The organism is Nitrospira sp. CR1.1, assembly GCA_014055465.1.
In the GTDB taxonomy this organism is placed as follows: Bacteria; Nitrospirota; Nitrospiria; order Nitrospirales; family Nitrospiraceae; genus Nitrospira_A.
The window spans coordinates 830,982-848,845 of sequence record WIAF01000001.1 but is presented as its reverse complement, the minus strand read 5'-3'; the positions used below and the strand labels follow the sequence as shown (position 1 = coordinate 848,845).

At 57.4% G+C, this 17,864-nt stretch carries 17 protein-coding genes, 2 tRNA genes and 2 pseudogenes; 11 read left to right on the top strand and 10 right to left on the bottom strand.

What is annotated here, in order from left to right:
- Window positions 1–114: 114 nt before the first annotated feature.
- From GDA65_04240 to GDA65_04215, 6 genes are all read left to right on the top strand, one after another.
- A tRNA-Leu gene (locus GDA65_04240) sits at window positions 115–197 on the top strand.
- Window positions 198–258: 61 nt separating this feature from the next.
- Window positions 259–1,584, top strand: coding sequence for a trigger factor (gene tig / locus GDA65_04235; GenBank protein ID MBA5861905.1), 1,326 nt, complete (start codon window positions 259–261; stop codon window positions 1,582–1,584).
- A 126-nt stretch (window positions 1,585–1,710) separates the two neighbouring features.
- Window positions 1,711–2,346 (top strand): ATP-dependent Clp endopeptidase proteolytic subunit ClpP, encoded by a 636-nt coding sequence (clpP, locus tag GDA65_04230; protein MBA5861904.1) that lies wholly within the window; start codon window positions 1,711–1,713, stop codon window positions 2,344–2,346.
- A 26-nt stretch (window positions 2,347–2,372) separates the two neighbouring features.
- The gene (gene clpX, locus GDA65_04225; GenBank protein ID MBA5861903.1) at window positions 2,373–3,629 is read left to right on the top strand and encodes an ATP-dependent Clp protease ATP-binding subunit ClpX; all 1,257 of its coding nucleotides are present in this window, start codon (window positions 2,373–2,375) and stop codon (window positions 3,627–3,629) included.
- The gene (locus GDA65_04220) at window positions 3,562–4,365 is read left to right on the top strand and encodes a hypothetical protein (GenBank protein ID MBA5861902.1); all 804 of its coding nucleotides are present in this window, start codon (window positions 3,562–3,564) and stop codon (window positions 4,363–4,365) included. Before clpX ends, GDA65_04220 begins: the two co-directional genes overlap by 68 nt.
- Window positions 4,366–4,431: 66 nt before the next feature.
- On the top strand, window positions 4,432–4,950 hold the full coding sequence (locus GDA65_04215) for a hypothetical protein (GenBank protein MBA5861901.1): 519 nt from the start codon (window positions 4,432–4,434) through the stop codon (window positions 4,948–4,950).
- On the opposite strand, the gene GDA65_04210 is transcribed toward GDA65_04215, so the two are convergent.
- The 3 genes and pseudogenes from GDA65_04210 to GDA65_04200 all read right to left on the bottom strand — a co-directional run bounded on the left by GDA65_04210 (window position 4,904) and on the right by GDA65_04200 (window position 8,100).
- Complete coding sequence (locus GDA65_04210; GenBank protein ID MBA5861900.1) at window positions 4,904–5,746, bottom strand: hypothetical protein; 843 nt, start codon at window positions 5,744–5,746, stop codon at window positions 4,904–4,906. The two genes, GDA65_04215 and GDA65_04210, sit on opposite strands and share 47 nt — an antisense overlap.
- Before the next feature lie 864 nt (window positions 5,747–6,610).
- A pseudogene (tatA, locus tag GDA65_04205) lies at window positions 6,611–6,748 on the bottom strand (twin-arginine translocase TatA/TatE family subunit).
- Between the two features lie 134 nt (window positions 6,749–6,882).
- Window positions 6,883–8,100, bottom strand: a complete 1,218-nt coding sequence (locus GDA65_04200) for a M24 family metallopeptidase (protein ID MBA5861899.1) — start codon at window positions 8,098–8,100, stop codon at window positions 6,883–6,885.
- Between the two features lie 93 nt (window positions 8,101–8,193).
- Between GDA65_04200 and GDA65_04195 the strand changes: the two genes are divergently transcribed.
- The 4 genes from GDA65_04195 (at window position 8,194) to GDA65_04180 (ending at window position 11,571) form a co-directional block, all read left to right on the top strand.
- Complete coding sequence (locus GDA65_04195; GenBank protein ID MBA5861898.1) at window positions 8,194–8,652, top strand: hypothetical protein; 459 nt, start codon at window positions 8,194–8,196, stop codon at window positions 8,650–8,652.
- A 155-nt stretch (window positions 8,653–8,807) separates the two neighbouring features.
- Window positions 8,808–9,284: a hypothetical protein gene (locus GDA65_04190; protein ID MBA5861897.1), complete on the top strand. Its 477-nt coding sequence runs from the start codon at window positions 8,808–8,810 to the stop codon at window positions 9,282–9,284.
- Window position 9,285: 1 nt separating this feature from the next.
- A complete protein-coding gene (locus GDA65_04185) occupies window positions 9,286–10,062 on the top strand; it encodes a gamma-glutamyl-gamma-aminobutyrate hydrolase family protein (GenBank protein ID MBA5861896.1) in 777 nt (258 codons plus the stop codon).
- A gap of 18 nt (window positions 10,063–10,080) precedes the next feature.
- On the top strand, window positions 10,081–11,571 hold the full coding sequence (locus tag GDA65_04180; protein MBA5861895.1) for an amino acid permease: 1,491 nt from the start codon (window positions 10,081–10,083) through the stop codon (window positions 11,569–11,571).
- Between the two features lie 115 nt (window positions 11,572–11,686).
- On the opposite strand, the pseudogene GDA65_04175 reads toward GDA65_04180, so the two are convergent.
- The 7 genes and pseudogenes from GDA65_04175 to GDA65_04145 form a co-directional block, all read right to left on the bottom strand.
- A pseudogene (locus tag GDA65_04175) lies at window positions 11,687–11,812 on the bottom strand (type IV pili twitching motility protein PilT).
- A gap of 353 nt (window positions 11,813–12,165) precedes the next feature.
- Window positions 12,166–12,687, bottom strand: a complete 522-nt coding sequence (locus GDA65_04170) for a hypothetical protein (GenBank protein MBA5861894.1) — start codon at window positions 12,685–12,687, stop codon at window positions 12,166–12,168.
- On the bottom strand, window positions 12,687–13,076 hold the full coding sequence (locus tag GDA65_04165) for a hypothetical protein (protein ID MBA5861893.1): 390 nt from the start codon (window positions 13,074–13,076) through the stop codon (window positions 12,687–12,689). The genes GDA65_04170 and GDA65_04165 overlap by 1 nt, the downstream gene beginning before the upstream one ends.
- 183 nt (window positions 13,077–13,259) lie before the next feature.
- Window positions 13,260–14,411, bottom strand: coding sequence for a beta-N-acetylhexosaminidase (gene nagZ / locus GDA65_04160; GenBank protein MBA5861892.1), 1,152 nt, complete (start codon window positions 14,409–14,411; stop codon window positions 13,260–13,262).
- A 74-nt stretch (window positions 14,412–14,485) separates the two neighbouring features.
- A complete protein-coding gene (locus GDA65_04155) occupies window positions 14,486–16,006 on the bottom strand; it encodes a leucyl aminopeptidase (GenBank protein MBA5861891.1) in 1,521 nt (506 codons plus the stop codon).
- Window positions 16,007–16,080: 74 nt separating this feature from the next.
- Window positions 16,081–16,719: a 7-carboxy-7-deazaguanine synthase QueE gene (gene queE / locus GDA65_04150; protein MBA5861890.1), complete on the bottom strand. Its 639-nt coding sequence runs from the start codon at window positions 16,717–16,719 to the stop codon at window positions 16,081–16,083.
- Between the two features lie 50 nt (window positions 16,720–16,769).
- Window positions 16,770–17,465, bottom strand: a complete 696-nt coding sequence (locus tag GDA65_04145; GenBank protein MBA5861889.1) for an HAD-IB family hydrolase — start codon at window positions 17,463–17,465, stop codon at window positions 16,770–16,772.
- A 226-nt stretch (window positions 17,466–17,691) separates the two neighbouring features.
- Between GDA65_04145 and GDA65_04140 the strand changes: the two genes are divergently transcribed.
- Window positions 17,692–17,775 (top strand) — tRNA-Leu (locus tag GDA65_04140).
- Window positions 17,776–17,864: the final 89 nt, after the last annotated feature.

Here is a 17,864-nt window from a genome sequence, read left to right as displayed (position 1 = left end):
TGGGTTGACAGGCAGATACGATCGACGGTACAAAATGTCATTATTCATCGTGCTTTATACGTGCTGCCCCATTCCTTATGCATCATCAGTGAGCAGCCTAGTACTCAGCGTCGCGCGAGAGTGGCGGAACTGGCAGACGCGCGAGACTTAGGATCTCGTGGGTAACCGTGGGGGTTCAAGTCCCCCCTCTCGCACCACCCTCTATAACCTGGCGTGACGCACCACACATTATCGGACCCGGAGGATGTGAATAGACTTATGAAAATGGAAATGACCGAACTCGGCCCCATGAAGCGAGCACTCAAAATCGAAGTTCCTGCGGACGAGGTGAACCTACGTTTTGTGCAGGCTTATTCCGAATTAAATCGGCAAGTTCGCATTCCCGGCTTCCGCCCGGGAAAAGCGCCGCTCCAGTTGCTCGAGAAGCGCTATGCAAAAACGATTGAAGAAGATGTCATCCGCAGCCTGGTGCCGGATTATTACGATCGAGCCATCCGTCAAGCGGGAATCGTTCCTGTTCTTGTAGAAATCCCCCCGTTGGAACGGGTCAAAGTTAAGAAAGACTCTCCCTTTAGCTTTACGGCAACCGTTGAGATTAAACCGACGATTGAGCTTCGGGATTACAAAGCTCCGAACCCGATCTCCCTGAAACAGGATCAGCGAACGGTCACGGACGAACAGGTACAAAAGGCGCTTGAGGTTCTTCGTGACCAGATGGCGCAGTTACATCCTGCCCCCACCGGAACAACCTTGGCCGAGGGGGATTTTGCAGTCGTAGACATCGAGGGCACATTGGACGGCACTTCTCTTGATGGGACAACCAAGACCGGGCACCTTCATAAAATGGGTTCTCACTCCTCTGTCTTGGGAATCGAGATTGAACCGTACCTCGTTGGCAAGAAAGATGGTGACGTGATCACCATCCCCCAAGCCTATCCAGCCACACATCCCGATGTACGAGTCGCTGGGAAAACCGTCACCTTTCGCTGCACGGTCAAATCGATAAAACGAAAACAACTTCCCGCGCTCGACGACGAATTTGCAAAGGATTGTGGCCCCTATCAATCCCTGCAGGAAATCCGCGAGAAGCTCCACGCTGAAATGGATCGTGCCCTGAAGAAGGAGATTGAGGATTCCTACAAGGAGACGATCTTAAAGCGACTGGCCGAAACCCATCATTTTGATCTTCCCGGAACGCTGGTAGAACGAGAACTCTCCGCTATGGTTCGTCAACAATTGCAGTCCCGTCAACGAAAGGCCGGTAACGGCGCCGAGGCTTCACCCGTGCCCTCTCAAGCTGACGAAGCCAAACAGCTGCAGGAAGAATATCGCCCGGAAGCGGAACGGCGCGTAAAAGTCGGGCTCATACTGGAAGCGCTCGCGGCGAAAGAAAACATCACGGTGACGAATGAGGACCTCAGCAACGAAATTGGGCGGCTTGCGGCCGAAGTCAAAATCTCAGTCGAGGAAGTCACCCGAATGATTCAAGCTGGTGGTCAAGATACGCTGAATGATCTTCGGTCAAGAATCTTGGCTGACAAAGCATTGGATTTTGTTTACAAGCACGCGATGATTCAGGGCTAACCAGTCAGAACCCCTGGATTCTCGGCTACTGAATGGCGGGCGGTCATCGCCAAATCCCTGCGGGATGAGTATGGTAAACTCAGGAGTTTCCACCTGTTAGTCCTCTAGCGGAAAGGATTCAGCCGAATGCTAGTTCCGATTGTTGTTGAACAAACGAACCGCGGCGAACGCGCCTACGACATCTATTCACGCCTTCTCAAAGACCGCATCATCTTCCTTGGCGCGCCTATTGATGACGTCTTTGCGAACCTGATTATCGCCCAGCTGCTGTTCCTGGAAGCCGAGGATCCGGAGAAAGATATTAATCTTTACATCAATTCCCCCGGTGGAAGCGTGACGGCGGGACTCGGCATCTATGACACCATGCAATATGTCAAACCATCCATTAATACGATCTGCCTGGGGCAGGCAGCAAGCATGGGAGCCTTTCTGTTGACCGCAGGGACAAAAGGCAAACGCTACGCACTGCCCAATGCTCGCGTAATGATCCACCAACCAATGGGAGGATTTCAGGGCCAGGCGACCGAAATCGACATTCATGCCCGGGAAATTCTGAAGATTCGTGAACGCCTGAATGAAATCATGGCCAAACATACCGGACAACCGCTGGATAAAATTTCTCAAGACACCGAGCGGGACTACTTTATGTCCAGCGAGGAAGCTAAACGCTACGGACTGATCGATGAAGTCATCACACGCCCGCTGAAGAGCCTGAAACCCTTAGGGTCGACGGACTCAGGGAAGGATGGCGGCAAGAGCTAGTTGACCTTTGGTTTACAGGAGGCAGCATGGCTAAACAGGAAAAGGTTGATCGGCACCTGCGTTGTTCGTTCTGCGGGAAAAGCCGGGACGAAGTGCGCAAACTCATCGCCGGTCCGACCGTCTACATCTGCGACGAGTGCGTGAACCTCTGCAATGACATCATTGCCGAGGATTGGGAGGAAGCAAAGGAGGAAATCTCCTCCAAATTGAAGAAGCCGGCCGAGATTAAGCATCATCTCGATCAGTATGTAGTCGGGCAGGATCGCGCTAAACGTATCCTTTCTGTCGCCGTACATAACCATTACAAACGTATATCAGCCAAGGACAAAGACGTCGACGACGTCGAACTCCAAAAAGGGAACATTCTGGTCGTCGGCCCGACCGGTACGGGGAAAACCCTTCTGGCTCAAACCTTAGCCAAATTTCTTGACGTTCCCTTCACGCTGGCCGATGCGACGACACTCACCGAAGCGGGTTATGTTGGAGAAGACGTAGAAAACATCATTCTCAAGTTACTCCAGGCTGCTGACTACGATGTCGAACGCGCAGAGCGCGGGATTGTGTACATCGACGAAATCGATAAGATCAGCAGGAAAAGTGACAGCCCGTCGATTACGCGGGACGTTTCTGGCGAAGGGGTCCAACAGGCGCTGCTGAAGCTCATCGAAGGAACAGTCGCCAACGTGCCTCCCCAAGGCGGACGCAAACATCCGCATCAGGAATTTATTCAAGTCAATACGTCCAATATCCTCTTCATCTGCGGCGGTGCATTTGTCGGCCTGGAACATATTATTGAACAACGCCTGAACCGGAAATCTATGGGATTCGGAGCCGAGGTCCGGGGTCGCAATGATATTCGATTGGGTGAGCTGCTACCGCATGTCCAGCCGGAAGACCTGCTGAAATACGGGCTGATCCCTGAATTTATCGGTCGGTTGCCGGTCGTCGCCACTCTTGACGAACTCGATGAGCAAGCGCTCATTCGCATCCTGACAGAGCCCCGAAACGCGCTCACCAAACAGTATGAAAAACTGCTCTCCTTCGAGAAAGTGAAGCTACGGTTTACCGAAGGCGCCTTGAGTGCGGTAGCTCGGAAAGCCTTTACACAAAAGACCGGTGCCCGAGGGTTACGTGCCATTCTGGAAGAGGCCATGCTTGATGTCATGTACGATGCCCCTTCTCAGAAACAGATCAAGGAAGTCGTGATCACCGAAGATGCCATTAGCGGAAAACATGCGCCGATTCGAATATTCGAACAGGACAAAGAGATCAAAAGCGCCTAACCCATACAAATTACTGATTTATTCAAATGACTTCCGGGAGTCAAAGAGGGGGCATCGGCCCCCTCTTTTTTATGCCTTTCGCAGCACAACAGTGAGCCGTTCCCCATCCAGCCCCCGAATCACAGGTTTCTATCGACAAGTTCAATCGATACGCTATACTTGCACTGGATGCCTTTTTCCGAACATTCTGGATTGCTCAAGGGCGGCTCGCGTGAAAATTCCCGTTGTATCCAGTACGAGACACAAGGGCAAGACGCTTGAAATTGATTCTTCCAAGGAGGTGATCACCTTGGTTGGCATCAATGGCGAACCAATGGGAAGCCTCGCCTGGGATTTTCTCATCGACCAGATTCTGACCTATAGAAAACCACAGCAGTCCCGCGAAGCTCGGTCCGAGCCACGGATTTCGCTTGCTATACGCGTCAAATACCACTCACCCGACGGTCTGGAATTCGAGAGTCGGGCAGGCGGAATTGGCGGCGGCGGACTTTTTATCGAGAGTCTTGCGCCCTTGGCCGTCGGGACAAAACTTGCTATGGAATTTGCGCTGCCAGAAGATCCAAGCGAGTGGATGTCAGCCAAAGGAGTGATCGCCTGGGTCTGCCCAAAAGCAGATCAGTATACATTTAGCCCCGGGATGGGAGTGCGTTTCACTGAAATTGCCTCGGAGACACGAAACCGCGTCCTGAACCTGGTCCATTCTGTGAAAGGCATCCCGCAAAGCGAGTCCCACTAAACACGCTCGACCCACGATCCCAATTCGTGACGGATTGATTCTCGACAGACTCTCTGAGCCCTCATCATGAAATTTCCCGTCACCGTCACGCGCGAACACCAGGGAAAAACGCTCGGCATTGATTGCGAACAGGAAACGGTGACTGTGTTCGACCAGAAGGGGCAAACACTGAATGTCCTAGGCTGGGGACCACTCATCGAGCACATGCTCTCCGTTGATGAAGATGCCCAATTTGCCCATAGTCGATCGCACCCACGAGCTCCCCTCGCGATCAAAGTGCGTTGCACCACCGACGATGGGAAGCGTTTCGACAGCCTGACTGGCGGGATCGGCGGAGGGGGATTGTTTATCGAGAGTAGCTCGCCATTGGCGCCCGGCACGGAACTTACCGTTGAGTTTGCCTTACCAGACCGGCCGAACCAGAAATTTGAAACACGTGCGAAAGTCGCCTGGACACGGTCAAGGCCCGAGCGCTACTTGCTCTTTCCAGGGATGGGTATCCAATTTACCGACATTGATCCGGAGGCTCAAACGCGGCTCATTGACCTCGTTGATTCCCTGAACCGGAGTCGGGCGCTGTCGTAATCTGCCGGGTAGCCCATTGGGCCCATTGTCGAACTGTCGGATTCGTATCCTTCTCAGCAACCGCTGACAACGCACCCAGCACACCGATATCCCCAACTTTCCCCAGCCGAAACGCAGCCTCTGCGCGCACACCTACGTCAACATCGTTTTGTAAGAGATTCAGCAAGTTCGGGAGAGATCTCACATCCGCCGTTTCCCCCAGAGCCGCTGCGATCCCTTGCCGCACCTGCGCATTCGAATCTTCCAAAGCTGAGACGAGATCCCTTGAGAATGAAACAGCATCTAAGCTCAGCAGGACTCGACTTGCGGCAATCCGGGTAGACACGTCCGGGTTGTGGAGCGCTTTGAGAATCTGCTCCTCATGAACTCCCGATAAAGTCATTTCGCCGAGAGCCAAGGCTGATGCCGACCTAACAGGCTCGGATGAATCCGCTAAATGCTCCACGAGCGGCGTCGCACCCATTCCGTCACTCACTCGACCCAGGGCGAGTGCCGCAGCCGCGCGAACACGATGATCTCGATCCGCCAATGCGGCAATAAGCCCCGAGCTTGCAGATTGATGGCCAATCTTCCCCAATGCTTCTGCCGCCGTGCGTCGGACCTCCGGGTCCGGATCCGCGAGTAATTCGCCGAGTCTCATCGAAACCGACTCTGGAGATGCTGGCGGGACATCGACATAACAACCGGACAGTGTCGAGGAGAGCATCAGCGGAAATAGCAGCGCGAGGTGAAACGCGGCACGCGAGAAAGCACCGGACTTCATTGTGGAATTCGGGATACTGAGTTCCTGCGGCATGGAATGGAGCGAACCCGGAACCGGTGTACAATCACGGCACGAACCTAATCAGACAGACTCTTCTCCTACACCCATGCCGCTGAACTACTGTGGACAAACAGAATTTTGAACCAGGACTCGCCCGGGTTGAGTCAAAGCCCTTCACAGTTAGAGCGGTTTCGCTGGAGCATCCTCGTCCAGCACAGGCGCTTGCTTGGCGGCTTCGATCGACTGTTCCAGTTCTTTCTGGGCGGAATCCATTTCTGCCCGAATCGTCCGCATTTGAGGATCGACCGAACTCCGCACATCAGCGACAGCCTGCCGGAAAGTCCGCACCGCATCTCCCAGCCCCTCACCCAACCCTTGCATGTCCTGGGGAGAAAAGGCTGCCGGCTGAGGCTGCGCGGCCTTGGCTCGCATGGCAGCTTGTGCAGCCTGTACCCGGGCCACAGCATCTTTATTCACAATAGCAGAAGGACGCTTGGCCACCGGCTTGCTCTGGGCCGCAGCGGGAAGAGGGGGATACTGGCCCCGCATCGCCGGGGCCGGAGCCGCCATACGATCTTCCATCGTCGGAGGTTGATGACTTTGTGCCACCGCCGACCCGGGAGCAGCCTGATTCGGCGATACCGAGGCCAGCCGTGGCCTAGGCGGTTGGGCGGCTTGAGGCCCCTGTGGCGCGGCCGCAGCCATTAAGGCCGCCGTCGTACCCGGTGTTAACTCCGGACCAGGCGTGTAGGGAGCGGTGGCTTTCAGACCGGTAGAGGCCTGAGCAGCAAGCGCTGGTTGAACCACCTGGGCAGCTTCTGCTGTCGGCTGAACCTGAGCCAGGGACGAGGCGCTTGAAGAATCGCTCTGCTCAGGAGTGGCGTCCGGAGGCGGAATGTCATTCACTTCTTTCTTAAACCCTTTGAGGGCCTTGCCCACCCCTTCCCCGATTTGCGGAAGCTTTCCGGCCCCAAAAATTATCAAGACGATAACCAGGATGATAATCAGTTCGGAAAATCCCATCGTTCCAAACATGTTCAGTATCCTTCCTCGACAAATAGGAGCCGACCAGGCACAAGACCTCTTCGGCCATGCGATCTCTCACGATAGCCGCCCGATGTAAAGAGTGTCAAGAAAGGCCGTGGTCATCCCTGAGGATAAGACCAGACTCACGTGGCGGGATGGGAAATCGCGACGAGTTCGGTTTGTACCGGTTGACCGTACACTACCGCGTCGTTAGCTGAGAGATACACATCCAGCTCGCTTCTGATACCGAAATCTTCCGGAAGATAGATCCCCGGTTCAATAGAAAAACAGGTGCCGGGCAACAGTCGGCGGGCATCCTGGGTTTCGAGATTGTCGATGTTCGCGCCATTGCCATGGACTTCTTCGCCTATCGAATGTCCCGTCCGATGAACGAAATACTCCCCGTATCCGGCCTGCTGAATCACCTGCCGGCACACATCGTCGACTTCCCACCCGAATGGGAATGTGCCCTTTCGCACACGCGCTTGCACGAATGCCACTGCGGCATCCCGTGCTTGCCGGACAATCTGGAAGATGTCTTGCTGCCTGGCAGGCGCAATCTTTCCGACAAAGCCGGTCCACGTGATATCTGCGTATACGGCACGGGGCCCCGGTTGCTTCGCCCATAAGTCGATCAGGACCAGATCCCCCGGTCGAATAGGAGCAGAGCCCTCGCGAGACGGTCCGTAGTGAGGATCTGCACTATGAGCGTTGACAGCGGCAATCGGGGGACTCGAGGTCACCAGCCCGCGGTCATGCATCCGGGCAAGAATATATTGTTGCAAGCCATATTCAGTGAGCGAACGACCGGCCGCCAGAGAAGTCCCGATAAACCCAAACGCCTCATCCACAATCGCCCGCAGCCCCGTGGCAGCCACCTGGTGCGAGGCCAACTGCGCCTCATCCCACACGGCTTCAAATTGTTGAACCAAATCAGCGGACGTGACAACCTCCAGCCCCAAGCTCCGCAGGAGATCCAACGTCCCGGCATCCACTCGCGAGAGATAGGGAATTGCATTCATCGGCGAGTATTGCATGGCAATTCGTTTGGCCGATTGAAGAAGTGCCCTGAGCGCCGCCTGCTGCTCTCGCCAGGAGACGTACAGTCGCGCCTCGCCCGGCAACCCTTCCAAGACATGCGGTTCAATGCGATGCTGTAACTTCACCGGCGTCCCCACCGCCGGAACCCAGTAGAACCATCGGCGCGTCACATGGATCGAGGGGTCTAACAACAACACGCGATAGGCGATGGGATCGAGATGGCGAAAGTCATAGAAGAGCCATCCGTCAACCCCCGGTTGATCTCGAATGGCTTGCTGAATACGGCTGACCTGGGTACTGAATCGTGAGGAGGTATCCATGGGCGCATCATACCGTCATTTCGAAATCGAAACCACTTGGCAATCAGGCGGTGCTCTGAGCGCTTCGGAATGATACAATGCTCTCAGCCAGCTATGAGCATTCCTTCCACAGCCGATCCAAGCCAGTACCGCGTGACATTTTTCTTCGGGCCCGAACCCGTGGAGCATCGGCCTGACCATCTGCGCTGTGTCTTCAATGTGAAGAAACGCAGTTGGAAGGGTGGCGTGCAGGTCGGCATTGACATCGCCCAGGAGTACCTCGAGGAGGCTCGCCGGGAGATCGGGTTTTCATCCTGGCTTGGAAATCAACTACACAAGAGCGACCAGGACGAGCAGGATGACGTGACGCGTCGGGCTGATGAACTCTTCATTCAATCCGTCTGCACCTGCGCACTCCACCTCGCCCTCCACACAGGCATCGAGCAACTCAACCAGGTGATCGACGCGGCAGGCTTCGCGGAAGAGCTCCGGCGCATGATCAACGAGCAACCCGAACAGGTGACGGACCGGATTCGCCTTGAATTAGACTTGGGAGAGACATCTGATATCTGAAGAGCGAAGAGCGGTGGCAACAAAGGCGGAAGGGGTTTGAAAATGGGGATGAATTTGTTATAACGACAACGGAGTACTCGCAATTGTAGACAGTTCATCGGCACTCATCTTCTAATTCACACCGTCAGCATTTCAGCACGAAGGAGGCACCCAACGTGAACGTCTCTGCCAATGTGTCCTTTAAAAGACGCCGCAGCCTCTGGTCGAACGCCTTGGTTCTCGGTCTGGTGGCGATCTGCTCCCTGGCCATCCTCATTGTGCCGGTCGCAGCACAAGAATCAGGCAGTGCGTCCAACGTCCCCGTGTCCTCGAATGATGCCAGCCCTTCCGGGGTGGGCATTCAAGCAGGATCTGCACTGGCAACCATCATCTACTTCCCGCTTAAACTCGCATTTGCAATTGGCGGAGGCGTGGTCGGCGGCTTAGCCTACGGGTTCTCAGGTGGCAGCGAACAGACAGCAAAGAACATCTGGGTTCCCAGCATGTACGGCACCTACATTATTACGCCGGATCATTTGAAGGGGGATAAACCGATCCGCTTCCTCGGTGTCTCCTCGAGCGAGCCCGCGCGGGAGGCCGGGGACTATACGCCTCAGGAGCCCCTGCCGCTGCCCTTGGAACCGATCCGATAGCATGAAACCCGTCATCGGAGTCACACCCGACTTCAATGCCGGTGATCGTCAGGAATGGGGCGGCAAAGAGCCCACCTATTTTCTCCGGGCTCGATACGTCCGCGCGATCGAAGAACTCGGCGGGGTGCCGCTCATTCTGCCCCTTGTGGCCGATCGTGCGGCACGTCGCCGCCTCCTGCGGACTATCGACGGGCTGCTCCTGACAGGCAGCGGTCCGGATTTAGATCCCGCGCTGTACGGAGAACGGAAACGATACACCTTTCCGATCGTCGCCCACCGGCGCTCGAGCTTCGAATTAGACTTTGTCCATCTGGCCATCCGCAACCATCTCCCGACCCTGGCCATCTGCGGCGGCATGCAAACGATGAATGTTGCGTTCGGCGGAACCCTCTATCAGGATATTCCTGCCCAGGTTACCGATGTGCTGCACCATCGACAAACGACGCCGGCTATCCACGTCTCTCACAGCGTCTCCATCGCACCCGGCACACTGCTCGAACGCATCGTCCAACGGCCCCGCATGAAGGTGAACAGTTCCCATCACCAATCGGTGAAAGGCGTCGGTCGCGCATTGATCGCCAGCGCCACCGCGCCCGATGGCATCGTCGAGGCAATCGAACATCCCGGCCACCCGTTTTTTCTCGGCCTGCAATGGCACCCCGAGTTTTTGTTTGAGCGCCACCAGCTGCATCGCCGGCTCTTTGAGGCGTTCTTGCAGGCAGCCTCACGCCGCCCGGCGCTTCGACCATCGCCTCCGCGACGCGGGACCACCACATGACACGGGACTCACGACACCATGACAGCGAACATGGTCGTGACGTCACCGGAGAGAGGACACGGCGTGGGCAATCCGCTGTTTCGCACCAAATCGATCGAACGAATCCTCGCTGATTCCGACGCCCCAGAACATCGCCTGAAACGGAGCCTGACCGCCTGGGACCTGACCGGACTTGGCATCGGCGCGATTATCGGCACCGGCATCTTCGTGCTCATCGGCACCGCAATCGTCGGCGATGCGCATCGACCCGGAGCCGGGCCGGGGATCGTCTTGTCGTTCATTCTGTCCGGCGTCACCTGCGCACTTGCCGCGCTTTGTTATGCGGAGTTTGCGGCTATGATCCCGGTGGCAGGCAGCGCATACACCTATTCCTATGCCACGCTCGGCGAATTCCTGGCCTGGCTGACGGGATGGAACCTCATTCTGGAATACGGCGTAGCCTGCGTCGCGGTCGCCATCGGATGGTCCGGGTATTTCAACAATATCCTGAAACTCTGCGGTTTCGAACTCCCCTATTGGGCCACGCATCCACCTGGCGCGGACGGAGGGATGGTGAATATCCCGGCCGCGGTCATTGTCCTCCTGGTCACCGGCATCTTAATCGTCGGAGTAAAGGAAAGCGCCCGAGCCACCTGCGGCATCGTCCTCATCAAGCTGGCCGTGATCGTCTTTTTCATCGCGGTCGGCACCTCCTCTGTCGACACGGCAAATTGGTCGCCATTCATGCCGTTTGGGTTTGCCGGGGTTGGCGCGGCTGCGGCCATCGTGTTTTTTGCCTATATCGGGTTCGACGCGGTCTCAACGACAGCGGAAGAAGCCCAAAACCCCCAACGTGATCTCCCCATCGGGATCTTCGCCTCACTGGGCATCTGTACCCTGCTGTATATTGCCGTGGCGGCAGTCCTGACAGGCCTGGTGCCTTTTTCACGAATCGATATCCACGCACCAGTGGCCGAAGGGTTGCGGGTGGCCGGCTTTAAATGGGGGGCGGCCATCGTGGCGGTAGGAGCAGTCGCCGGAATCACTAGCGTGCTGGTGGTGATGATGCTGGGCCAGATTCGCGTGTTTTTCGCCATGTCCCGAGATGGACTTCTCGGTCCCTGGCTGTCTGGCGTTCATCCAAAGTTTCGAACACCTCATCACGCGACCTATTTGACCGGCGTCGCCGTAGCAATCATGGCAGCGCTGATCCCCATCGGCGAAGCGGCCGACATGACGAACATCGGGACGCTCTTCGCCTTCGTCCTCGTCTGTATCGGGATCATGGTGCTTCGCTATACGAACCCGAACCATCCCCGGCCATTTCGCATGCCCTTCATGCCGGTCATCCCCATATTAGGTGTCCTGGCCTGCCTGGGCTTGATGTATTTTCTTCCCTGGATGACCTGGATCCGGTTCTTTGTCTGGACGATCATCGGCATCATCGTGTATGCCACGTATGGCATACGCCGGAGCAAACTCGCCGCAAATCCGGCCGTTGAGCACAGCACGAGCGCTCGACAAGCATGATCACCGCTGTTGCAACAATTTGACGAGGGAGTCCTTAGGACGAGGTTTCGGTTGAAGCGACCGGAGCAACTTTGGGAGCGACTGCGACGGGTGCCGCAGCGGGCGTCGTCGGTTTTGGAGCCGCCGCCGGAGCAGGTGAAGCGGGAGTTGCGGCCGAAGTACCTGGAGCCGCCGCGGCAGGCGCACCGGCTACTGGAGGCGCTGCCGGTTTCGGAGGTGCGGCGGGTTTCGGCGGGGCAGGCCGTTCCGGCTTAATCCCACCTTCCCAGGACGGGCCTGAATACATATCCGCAGCCAGCCCTTTGCCCTTCCATTTTTCTTCGAAATCCGCCGCGGCCTTATTGGGGGTTTCACCGGCCCCTACCACGTCATTCCACGGATAGGCGCGAGGCCCGATCTGGCATCCCGTCTCCGTACGCCTCAAATACAAGGCAATCGGATTCCCTCGGTAAGGTCCGAGATAGATATGCACCGATCCCACATACTCAAGCAATGTGGCCACCATGCCTCCAAGAAGAGGTGCATGATGCCATAAGAGACAGGAGGAGGGCAAGAAGGACCTAGCACCCCCTGCTATTCGGTCCACCCTTGTGCTCAGGAGAGGGCCGGACGCTCGGTCGACGGACGTGAGCGAAGCAGATACAGCCCGCCGATCAGGATGATGATGACGACCACATTCAAGCCGACATCCATGATGTATTGCTGGAAGAGCTCGTGCCTCGTTTCCTTGGCCACTGCTTCAAGCTGGTAAGAGAGTTCGGCACTGGCTGTCAACAGTCTCCGTGTACAGGCAATGATCCCCACGGAGAGATAGGGTTCTAATTCCAACACTTCCGTCTGAAGAAACCGCACCACCGTGCGAAATAGTTCCAAGAGAATGATGACCAGGAGCAGATCGTTCAATAACTTGAGCGCGGCAGGAAGGAGCGCGAGCTGAACGGGTCGAGCCAGAAAGATGTACCAGGCATGGACGAAGATAATCAGGCAGAGAGCCAGCAGGCTGAACCCGGCCGCGACATACCCGAGCCGGTCCAGCTGGTCCATAAAACCCAGCCACCAGCGCAGACTGGGCCGATGAAATTTCTCATCTGACCCCGGCATACTTGGTAAGGGCATTACGCTTGCCCTGCCGGACCGGTTGGCAGAGGAGTTCCCTCCTCCAGCGGTTGGCCAAACCTCAACCCGTGCACTGCGCCGGCTGTAATGAGATGGCCACAACAGTCAATCCCTTGAAGGCCGGCGCCGCCATCCATCACCATGAGGCGAAGGCCGCAGGAATCAGGAAACTGCCGCTTCTCCTCCAGCATAGCCCCGGGAAGCAGCGCTCCTCGTTTTCGACCCCTCGACGACATGATTTCTGGCACGAGATCTTCTTCGGTCAGTTCATGTCCGCAGCAGAAGATCTTCTGGAAACCCTCACCGCCACCGGTACACTTGACCACTAACCCACAGGAATCGGGAAATCGTTTGCGCTCGTCGAGAATGTCACCTTTCTTGATCGCCATGGCCCCTCGGTATGATGAGTTGATGGAGATGAGTCGGATCGAGCGTTAGTGAACCAGAACCACGAAGGAAAAGCCAGCGCCGAAACTCCACGAGGAAATCAACACCCATGTGTCTGAGCGAGGGGAGGAACCCTCCCCCCCACGTTCCTGACTAGGCCCCGGCAGGCAGAATGCGGTCATGCCTCAGGCATGCGCGACCGGTGAATCCAATGCCGCCGACGACTGGAGGCTCTCCGACATTTTCGATGAGGGGAGACGAGCATGGGCCTTGCGCCATGAGTCCAGTAGCACCTTGTGCGAGCGGCACCCGACCACGAGGCGCGCGTCCGAAATCGTGACCGGCTTATAGGGGTGAAGGTATCGCGCCTTGAGCCGCGCCACACGGGCCAACGACTGCTCCAGTCTTTCCTGCGTGATCCGGCCGTCTTGCACCGCGCGCTCCATCGCCTGTATGGCCGTCATGACCCGGTCCTGATCTTTGCAGATCAACAGCACATCACATCCGGCCACGAACGACCGAACAGCCGCTTCGCCGATCCCGTCATGATCGATAATCGCATGCATCTCCAGGTCGTCAGTAAACACCACCCCGTCATAGCGAAACTCTTCCCGCAGGAGACGCTGAATCACGGCCGGAGACAGAGTCGCCGGCGCATCAGGATCCAACGCTCGATACAACACATGGGCCGTCATGAGACTGGCGACTCCCTGCCGAATCGCCTGCTGAAACGGGGGAAACTCCGTCTCGCGCAACCGCTGAATCCCCGCGTCAACCACGGGAAGCTCCTTGTGCGAATCCGTCGCCGTATCCCCATGGCCGGGAAAATGCTTCCCGCAAGCCACGACCATATTGTCCTTGAGCCCGCCGATCGTGGCCAGCCCCATTTCCCCGACGAGGTCAGACTCGGCGCCGAACGCCCGGTCGCCAATCACAGGATTGTCTGGGTTACTGTTCACATCAAGCACCGGGGCCATATTCATATTGATCCCCACGGCTCGCAACTCTTTCGCGATAGTGGCCGCGGCGGAATAGGCCAACTCACTGGAGTTACACTGTCCGAGCTGAGCGCAGGGCGGGAAGATCGTAAATTCGGCGGGCAGCCGGGAGACCCGTCCTCCCTCTTGATCAATCGCAATCAGTAGCGGCGAGGCCGGAGACAGTTTTTGAAGCCCATTGGTGAGATCGACGATCTGCTGGACCGATTCGAGGTTGCGCCGAAAAAGAATGACTCCGCCTGGCGAGTAGGCTTTGAGAAACGAGGCCAGGTCGTTGCTGACCGTGGTCCCGGTAAATCCCATCATGAAGAGCTGACCGATGTGCTCGCGTAGTGTCATAACCCCCTACTATGACGATCTGAGTGAGAAGCAGATGGACTCTCGGCTTATATTGCTGAACGCACCAGTGACCGCTAGGGCAAGGTCCGGTCGAGCAGGAATTGGATGAGCAGCCGCGTGCCGATCCCCGTTGGACCTTTCGGGAGATAGGCTCGCTCGCGCTCGCTCCAGTCCGTGCTGGCGATGTCCAAATGAATCCAGGGACAGTCCCCCACAAATTTGCTCAGGAACAGAGCAGCGGTAATCATGCCGCCGCCACGGCCGCCGATGTTCCGCATATCCGCCACATCGCTGCGCAGTTGTTCGAAGTACTCTTCCCACAGCGGCATTTCCCACACGCGCTCACCGGCCCGCATGCCTGCATTCCGGACATGCTCTTTCAGCTGATCGTTATTGCCGAACATCCCGATGGCAAATTGGCCCAGCGCGACGACGCAGGCGCCGGTCAAGGTCGCGATATCGATCAATACCGCCGGCTTGTAACGGGTGGCATAGGCCAACGCGTCCGAGAGGATCAACCGGCCCTCGGCGTCGGTGTTTTGTACTTCGACGGTTTTTCCCGAGAGCGTCTTCACGATATCACCAGGCCGCATCGCGCGGCCGCCCGGCATGTTTTCCGCGACCGGCAATATGCTGACCAGATGCAACGGCAGCTTGAGCCGTGCCGCAGCCCGCATCGTCGCCAACACCTCAGCGCCGCCCGTCATGTCGGCCTTCATATGCTCCATATTTTCAGCCGGCTTCAGCGAAATACCGCCTGTGTCGAAGGTAATCGTCTTACCGACCAATACCACCGGCGGTTCGGCTTTCTTCGCCTTCGCGCTTTTGTACTCCAGAATAATGAACTTCGGCGGCTCATGACTGCCTTTCGCCACACCGAGCAAGGCACCCATACCGAGTTGTTCCATATCTTTCTGTTCAAGCACCTTCAGCTTCACGCCCGGTTCTTTCGCCACGGCCTTCGCTTCCTGCACGATACGGCCAGGCGTCATGACATTGGCCGGATGGTTGCATAGATCGCGAACAAGGACCGTGGCCTCCGCCGTCGCCACGCCGCGCCGGATGCCCTCGGTGACCTGAGGCAACAGCGATGTTTGCGCGATGTGGATCGTCAACCGCTCGACGTCGATCGGTTTGCTGCCATTCGAGCTCCGGTACGCCGTGAATTGATAGCTGCCGAGAATGGCGCCTTCGGCTAAAGCCTGCGCGACGTCCTGAACGGGGATCTCCTCCAGCACCGCGCCCGGCAGCACCACACCGAATGAAGACACTTTGGCCTGGCGAACGCGTTTGACTGCAGAACCCAACGCCTGGCGGAACGCATCCACCCGCAACTCCTTTTCCTTCCCCAAGCCGGCCAGCAGCAGTCGCTTCGCCTTGGCTTTGCCCTGTGTATGCACTAACACCCCTTCGCCGAGCTTGCCTTCAAATTCCCCGCGCTGGATCAAGGCGGCGAGCTGCCCACCGAGTTGCGTATTGATGGCGGCGGCTTCCGGCGAAAGGTCTGACGCGCCCTCGCAACAGAGCAATACCAGCACCTCGGCGACGTCATTCTCCGCCCGCCCAACCTGTGCTTGAACGTGAATCTTCTTCATCAATCCTCCCTGGTTCTCGCCCGTTCGCTGATCCCGCATGTGCCGACGTTGTCGTTCGGCCACACCGGCCGCTCTCAAACCCCGCGCATATCCGGCGCCCAAATCTGCTTGTGCATTTGCATCTGGAACCTGACCGGCAATCTGTCGGCCAGGACCCATTCCGCCAACTGCCGCGCTTCCGTTTCGCCAAAAACAGGACTCACCAAGACGGGGCAACGCGCCTCAAGATTCCGGGTGCGTACGACCTCGCGCGCCCACTCGTAGTCGGCCCGGTCCTTGATCACAAATTTCACTTCATCGCGAGGCGCAAGCCGGTCGAGATTCGGCCAATACATGCGCTCGGCCATGCCGCTTCCAGGACATTTCACATCGAGCACCACATGGACTCGCCGATCCACGCCGGACGTGTCGACGGCCCCGCTGGTTTCCAGAAGCACCTCGAACCCCTCGTCGCAGAGCCTGGTCAACAACGGGAGGGATGCCGGCTGGCTGAGCGGCTCACCCCCTGTCACTTCCACCAAATTGCAACCGAAAGCGCGCACCTGATCGACCACGTCATCTTGCGTCATATCCCGACCGCCGTAGAACGCATAGGCGGTGTCACACCAGGTACAGCGCAGAGGGCACCCCGTCAAACGAATGAAGACGCAGGGCCGGCCCGCATGCGTGGATTCGCCCTGGATACTGTGAAAAACTTCGGTTACCTTGAGCATCGTGACTCGATGTGACGAGTCAGCGTGGGACGCGTGGCCGGCGGAGACCTTCATGTCCATGTGGTTGTCGGCCATCCATTCCGTCGGGCGATACGGTCCATGCCTCGAATGGGATTTACGACCAACGGATGGCCCACCATTTCGAGTAGCTCGACATCGCCGGGACTATCGCCGTAGGCAAACGACTGCGCCAGATCAATCCCGGATTCCTGCGTGAGCCGGACAATCAATTCCCGCTTGCCGGGGCCATAGGGGAGGGGGGCGCAGACCTGACCGGTAAATTGCCGCTGCTGCTGTTCGAGCCTAGCGGCCAGCAAGGTCGGCACCTCCAGCAAGGCAGCCAGCGGAGCAATCAGGAAATCGAGAGATCCAGTCACCAATACGATATGATGCCCGGCCCGGCGGTGCTCATCCATTCGAGAGAGTCCCTGAGCGGACAGACGAGGACATAACTCGGTCCGGCAGAATTCTTCCGCCAACGCCTCAACCTCAGCGGCGCCTTTCCCAGCCAGGTAGAGCTTGCGTTCTCGCAACGGGTGCAGCGACACCGGAGGCGCGCATCGCAGCACCCACTCGATGCTGTCCCGAACCTCACGCCAACCCACGAGTCCCTGCTTCCAGAGAAAACGGAAAAATCGAACTTCGCTTGCCTGTCCCGGGAGCAAGGTATTATCGACGTCAAACAGCGCGGCAATGTCCGTCTGCCGTCCGGTGTATGGAATATGTGCGGCTGAGAGAGGCGTCATCTCGAACGTTGGCCTGGTGATCACTATGCTGGGAAGGGTGTGCGATGTGTTCTCGCAGCACGCGTCAGATTCTACCGGACAACTAGTTGATTGACAAGCATTTTGGACCACTTCTATAATGCGCTTCCTCTGAGGCTGGCCGCGACACCGAGAGCGCGGGCAATTCATCGCCGTCGTTCGGCTCGTCCGCAGCCTGCCTCACGTGTCAACGGAAAGATCTTCGGTTGCCGAAGTGGTGGAATGGCAGACACGCACGTTTGAGGGGCGTGTGGCGCAAGCCGTGCGGGTTCAAGTCCCGCCTTCGGCACCAAACCCAGCCTTTGCCGTACGGAAATCACACTCCCTGCAGCTTGCTGCGGCGAACGCTCAGACCCGTTCTCAGTCAGCCGCCTTTCTCCC

Bases quoted from the DNA above. Each gene is read 5' to 3' on its own strand.
- tig (MBA5861905.1), top strand. From the start codon at position 259: ATGAAAATGGAAATGACCGAACTCGGCCCCATGAAGCGAGCACTCAAA.
- clpP (MBA5861904.1), top strand. From the start codon at position 1,711: ATGCTAGTTCCGATTGTTGTTGAACAAACGAACCGCGGCGAACGCGCC.
- clpX (MBA5861903.1), top strand. From the start codon at position 2,373: ATGGCTAAACAGGAAAAGGTTGATCGGCACCTGCGTTGTTCGTTCTGC.
- GDA65_04220 (MBA5861902.1), top strand. From the start codon at position 3,562: ATGCCATTAGCGGAAAACATGCGCCGATTCGAATATTCGAACAGGACA.
- GDA65_04215 (MBA5861901.1), top strand. From the start codon at position 4,432: ATGAAATTTCCCGTCACCGTCACGCGCGAACACCAGGGAAAAACGCTC.
- GDA65_04210 (MBA5861900.1), bottom strand. From the start codon at position 5,746: ATGCCGCAGGAACTCAGTATCCCGAATTCCACAATGAAGTCCGGTGCT.
- GDA65_04200 (MBA5861899.1), bottom strand. From the start codon at position 8,100: ATGGATACCTCCTCACGATTCAGTACCCAGGTCAGCCGTATTCAGCAA.
- GDA65_04195 (MBA5861898.1), top strand. From the start codon at position 8,194: ATGAGCATTCCTTCCACAGCCGATCCAAGCCAGTACCGCGTGACATTT.
- GDA65_04185 (MBA5861896.1), top strand. From the start codon at position 9,286: ATGAAACCCGTCATCGGAGTCACACCCGACTTCAATGCCGGTGATCGT.
- GDA65_04180 (MBA5861895.1), top strand. From the start codon at position 10,081: ATGACAGCGAACATGGTCGTGACGTCACCGGAGAGAGGACACGGCGTG.
- GDA65_04170 (MBA5861894.1), bottom strand. From the start codon at position 12,687: ATGCCCTTACCAAGTATGCCGGGGTCAGATGAGAAATTTCATCGGCCC.
- GDA65_04165 (MBA5861893.1), bottom strand. From the start codon at position 13,076: ATGGCGATCAAGAAAGGTGACATTCTCGACGAGCGCAAACGATTTCCC.
- nagZ (MBA5861892.1), bottom strand. From the start codon at position 14,411: ATGACACTACGCGAGCACATCGGTCAGCTCTTCATGATGGGATTTACC.
- GDA65_04155 (MBA5861891.1), bottom strand. From the start codon at position 16,006: ATGAAGAAGATTCACGTTCAAGCACAGGTTGGGCGGGCGGAGAATGAC.
- queE (MBA5861890.1), bottom strand. From the start codon at position 16,719: ATGCTCAAGGTAACCGAAGTTTTTCACAGTATCCAGGGCGAATCCACG.
- GDA65_04145 (MBA5861889.1), bottom strand. From the start codon at position 17,465: ATGACGCCTCTCTCAGCCGCACATATTCCATACACCGGACGGCAGACG.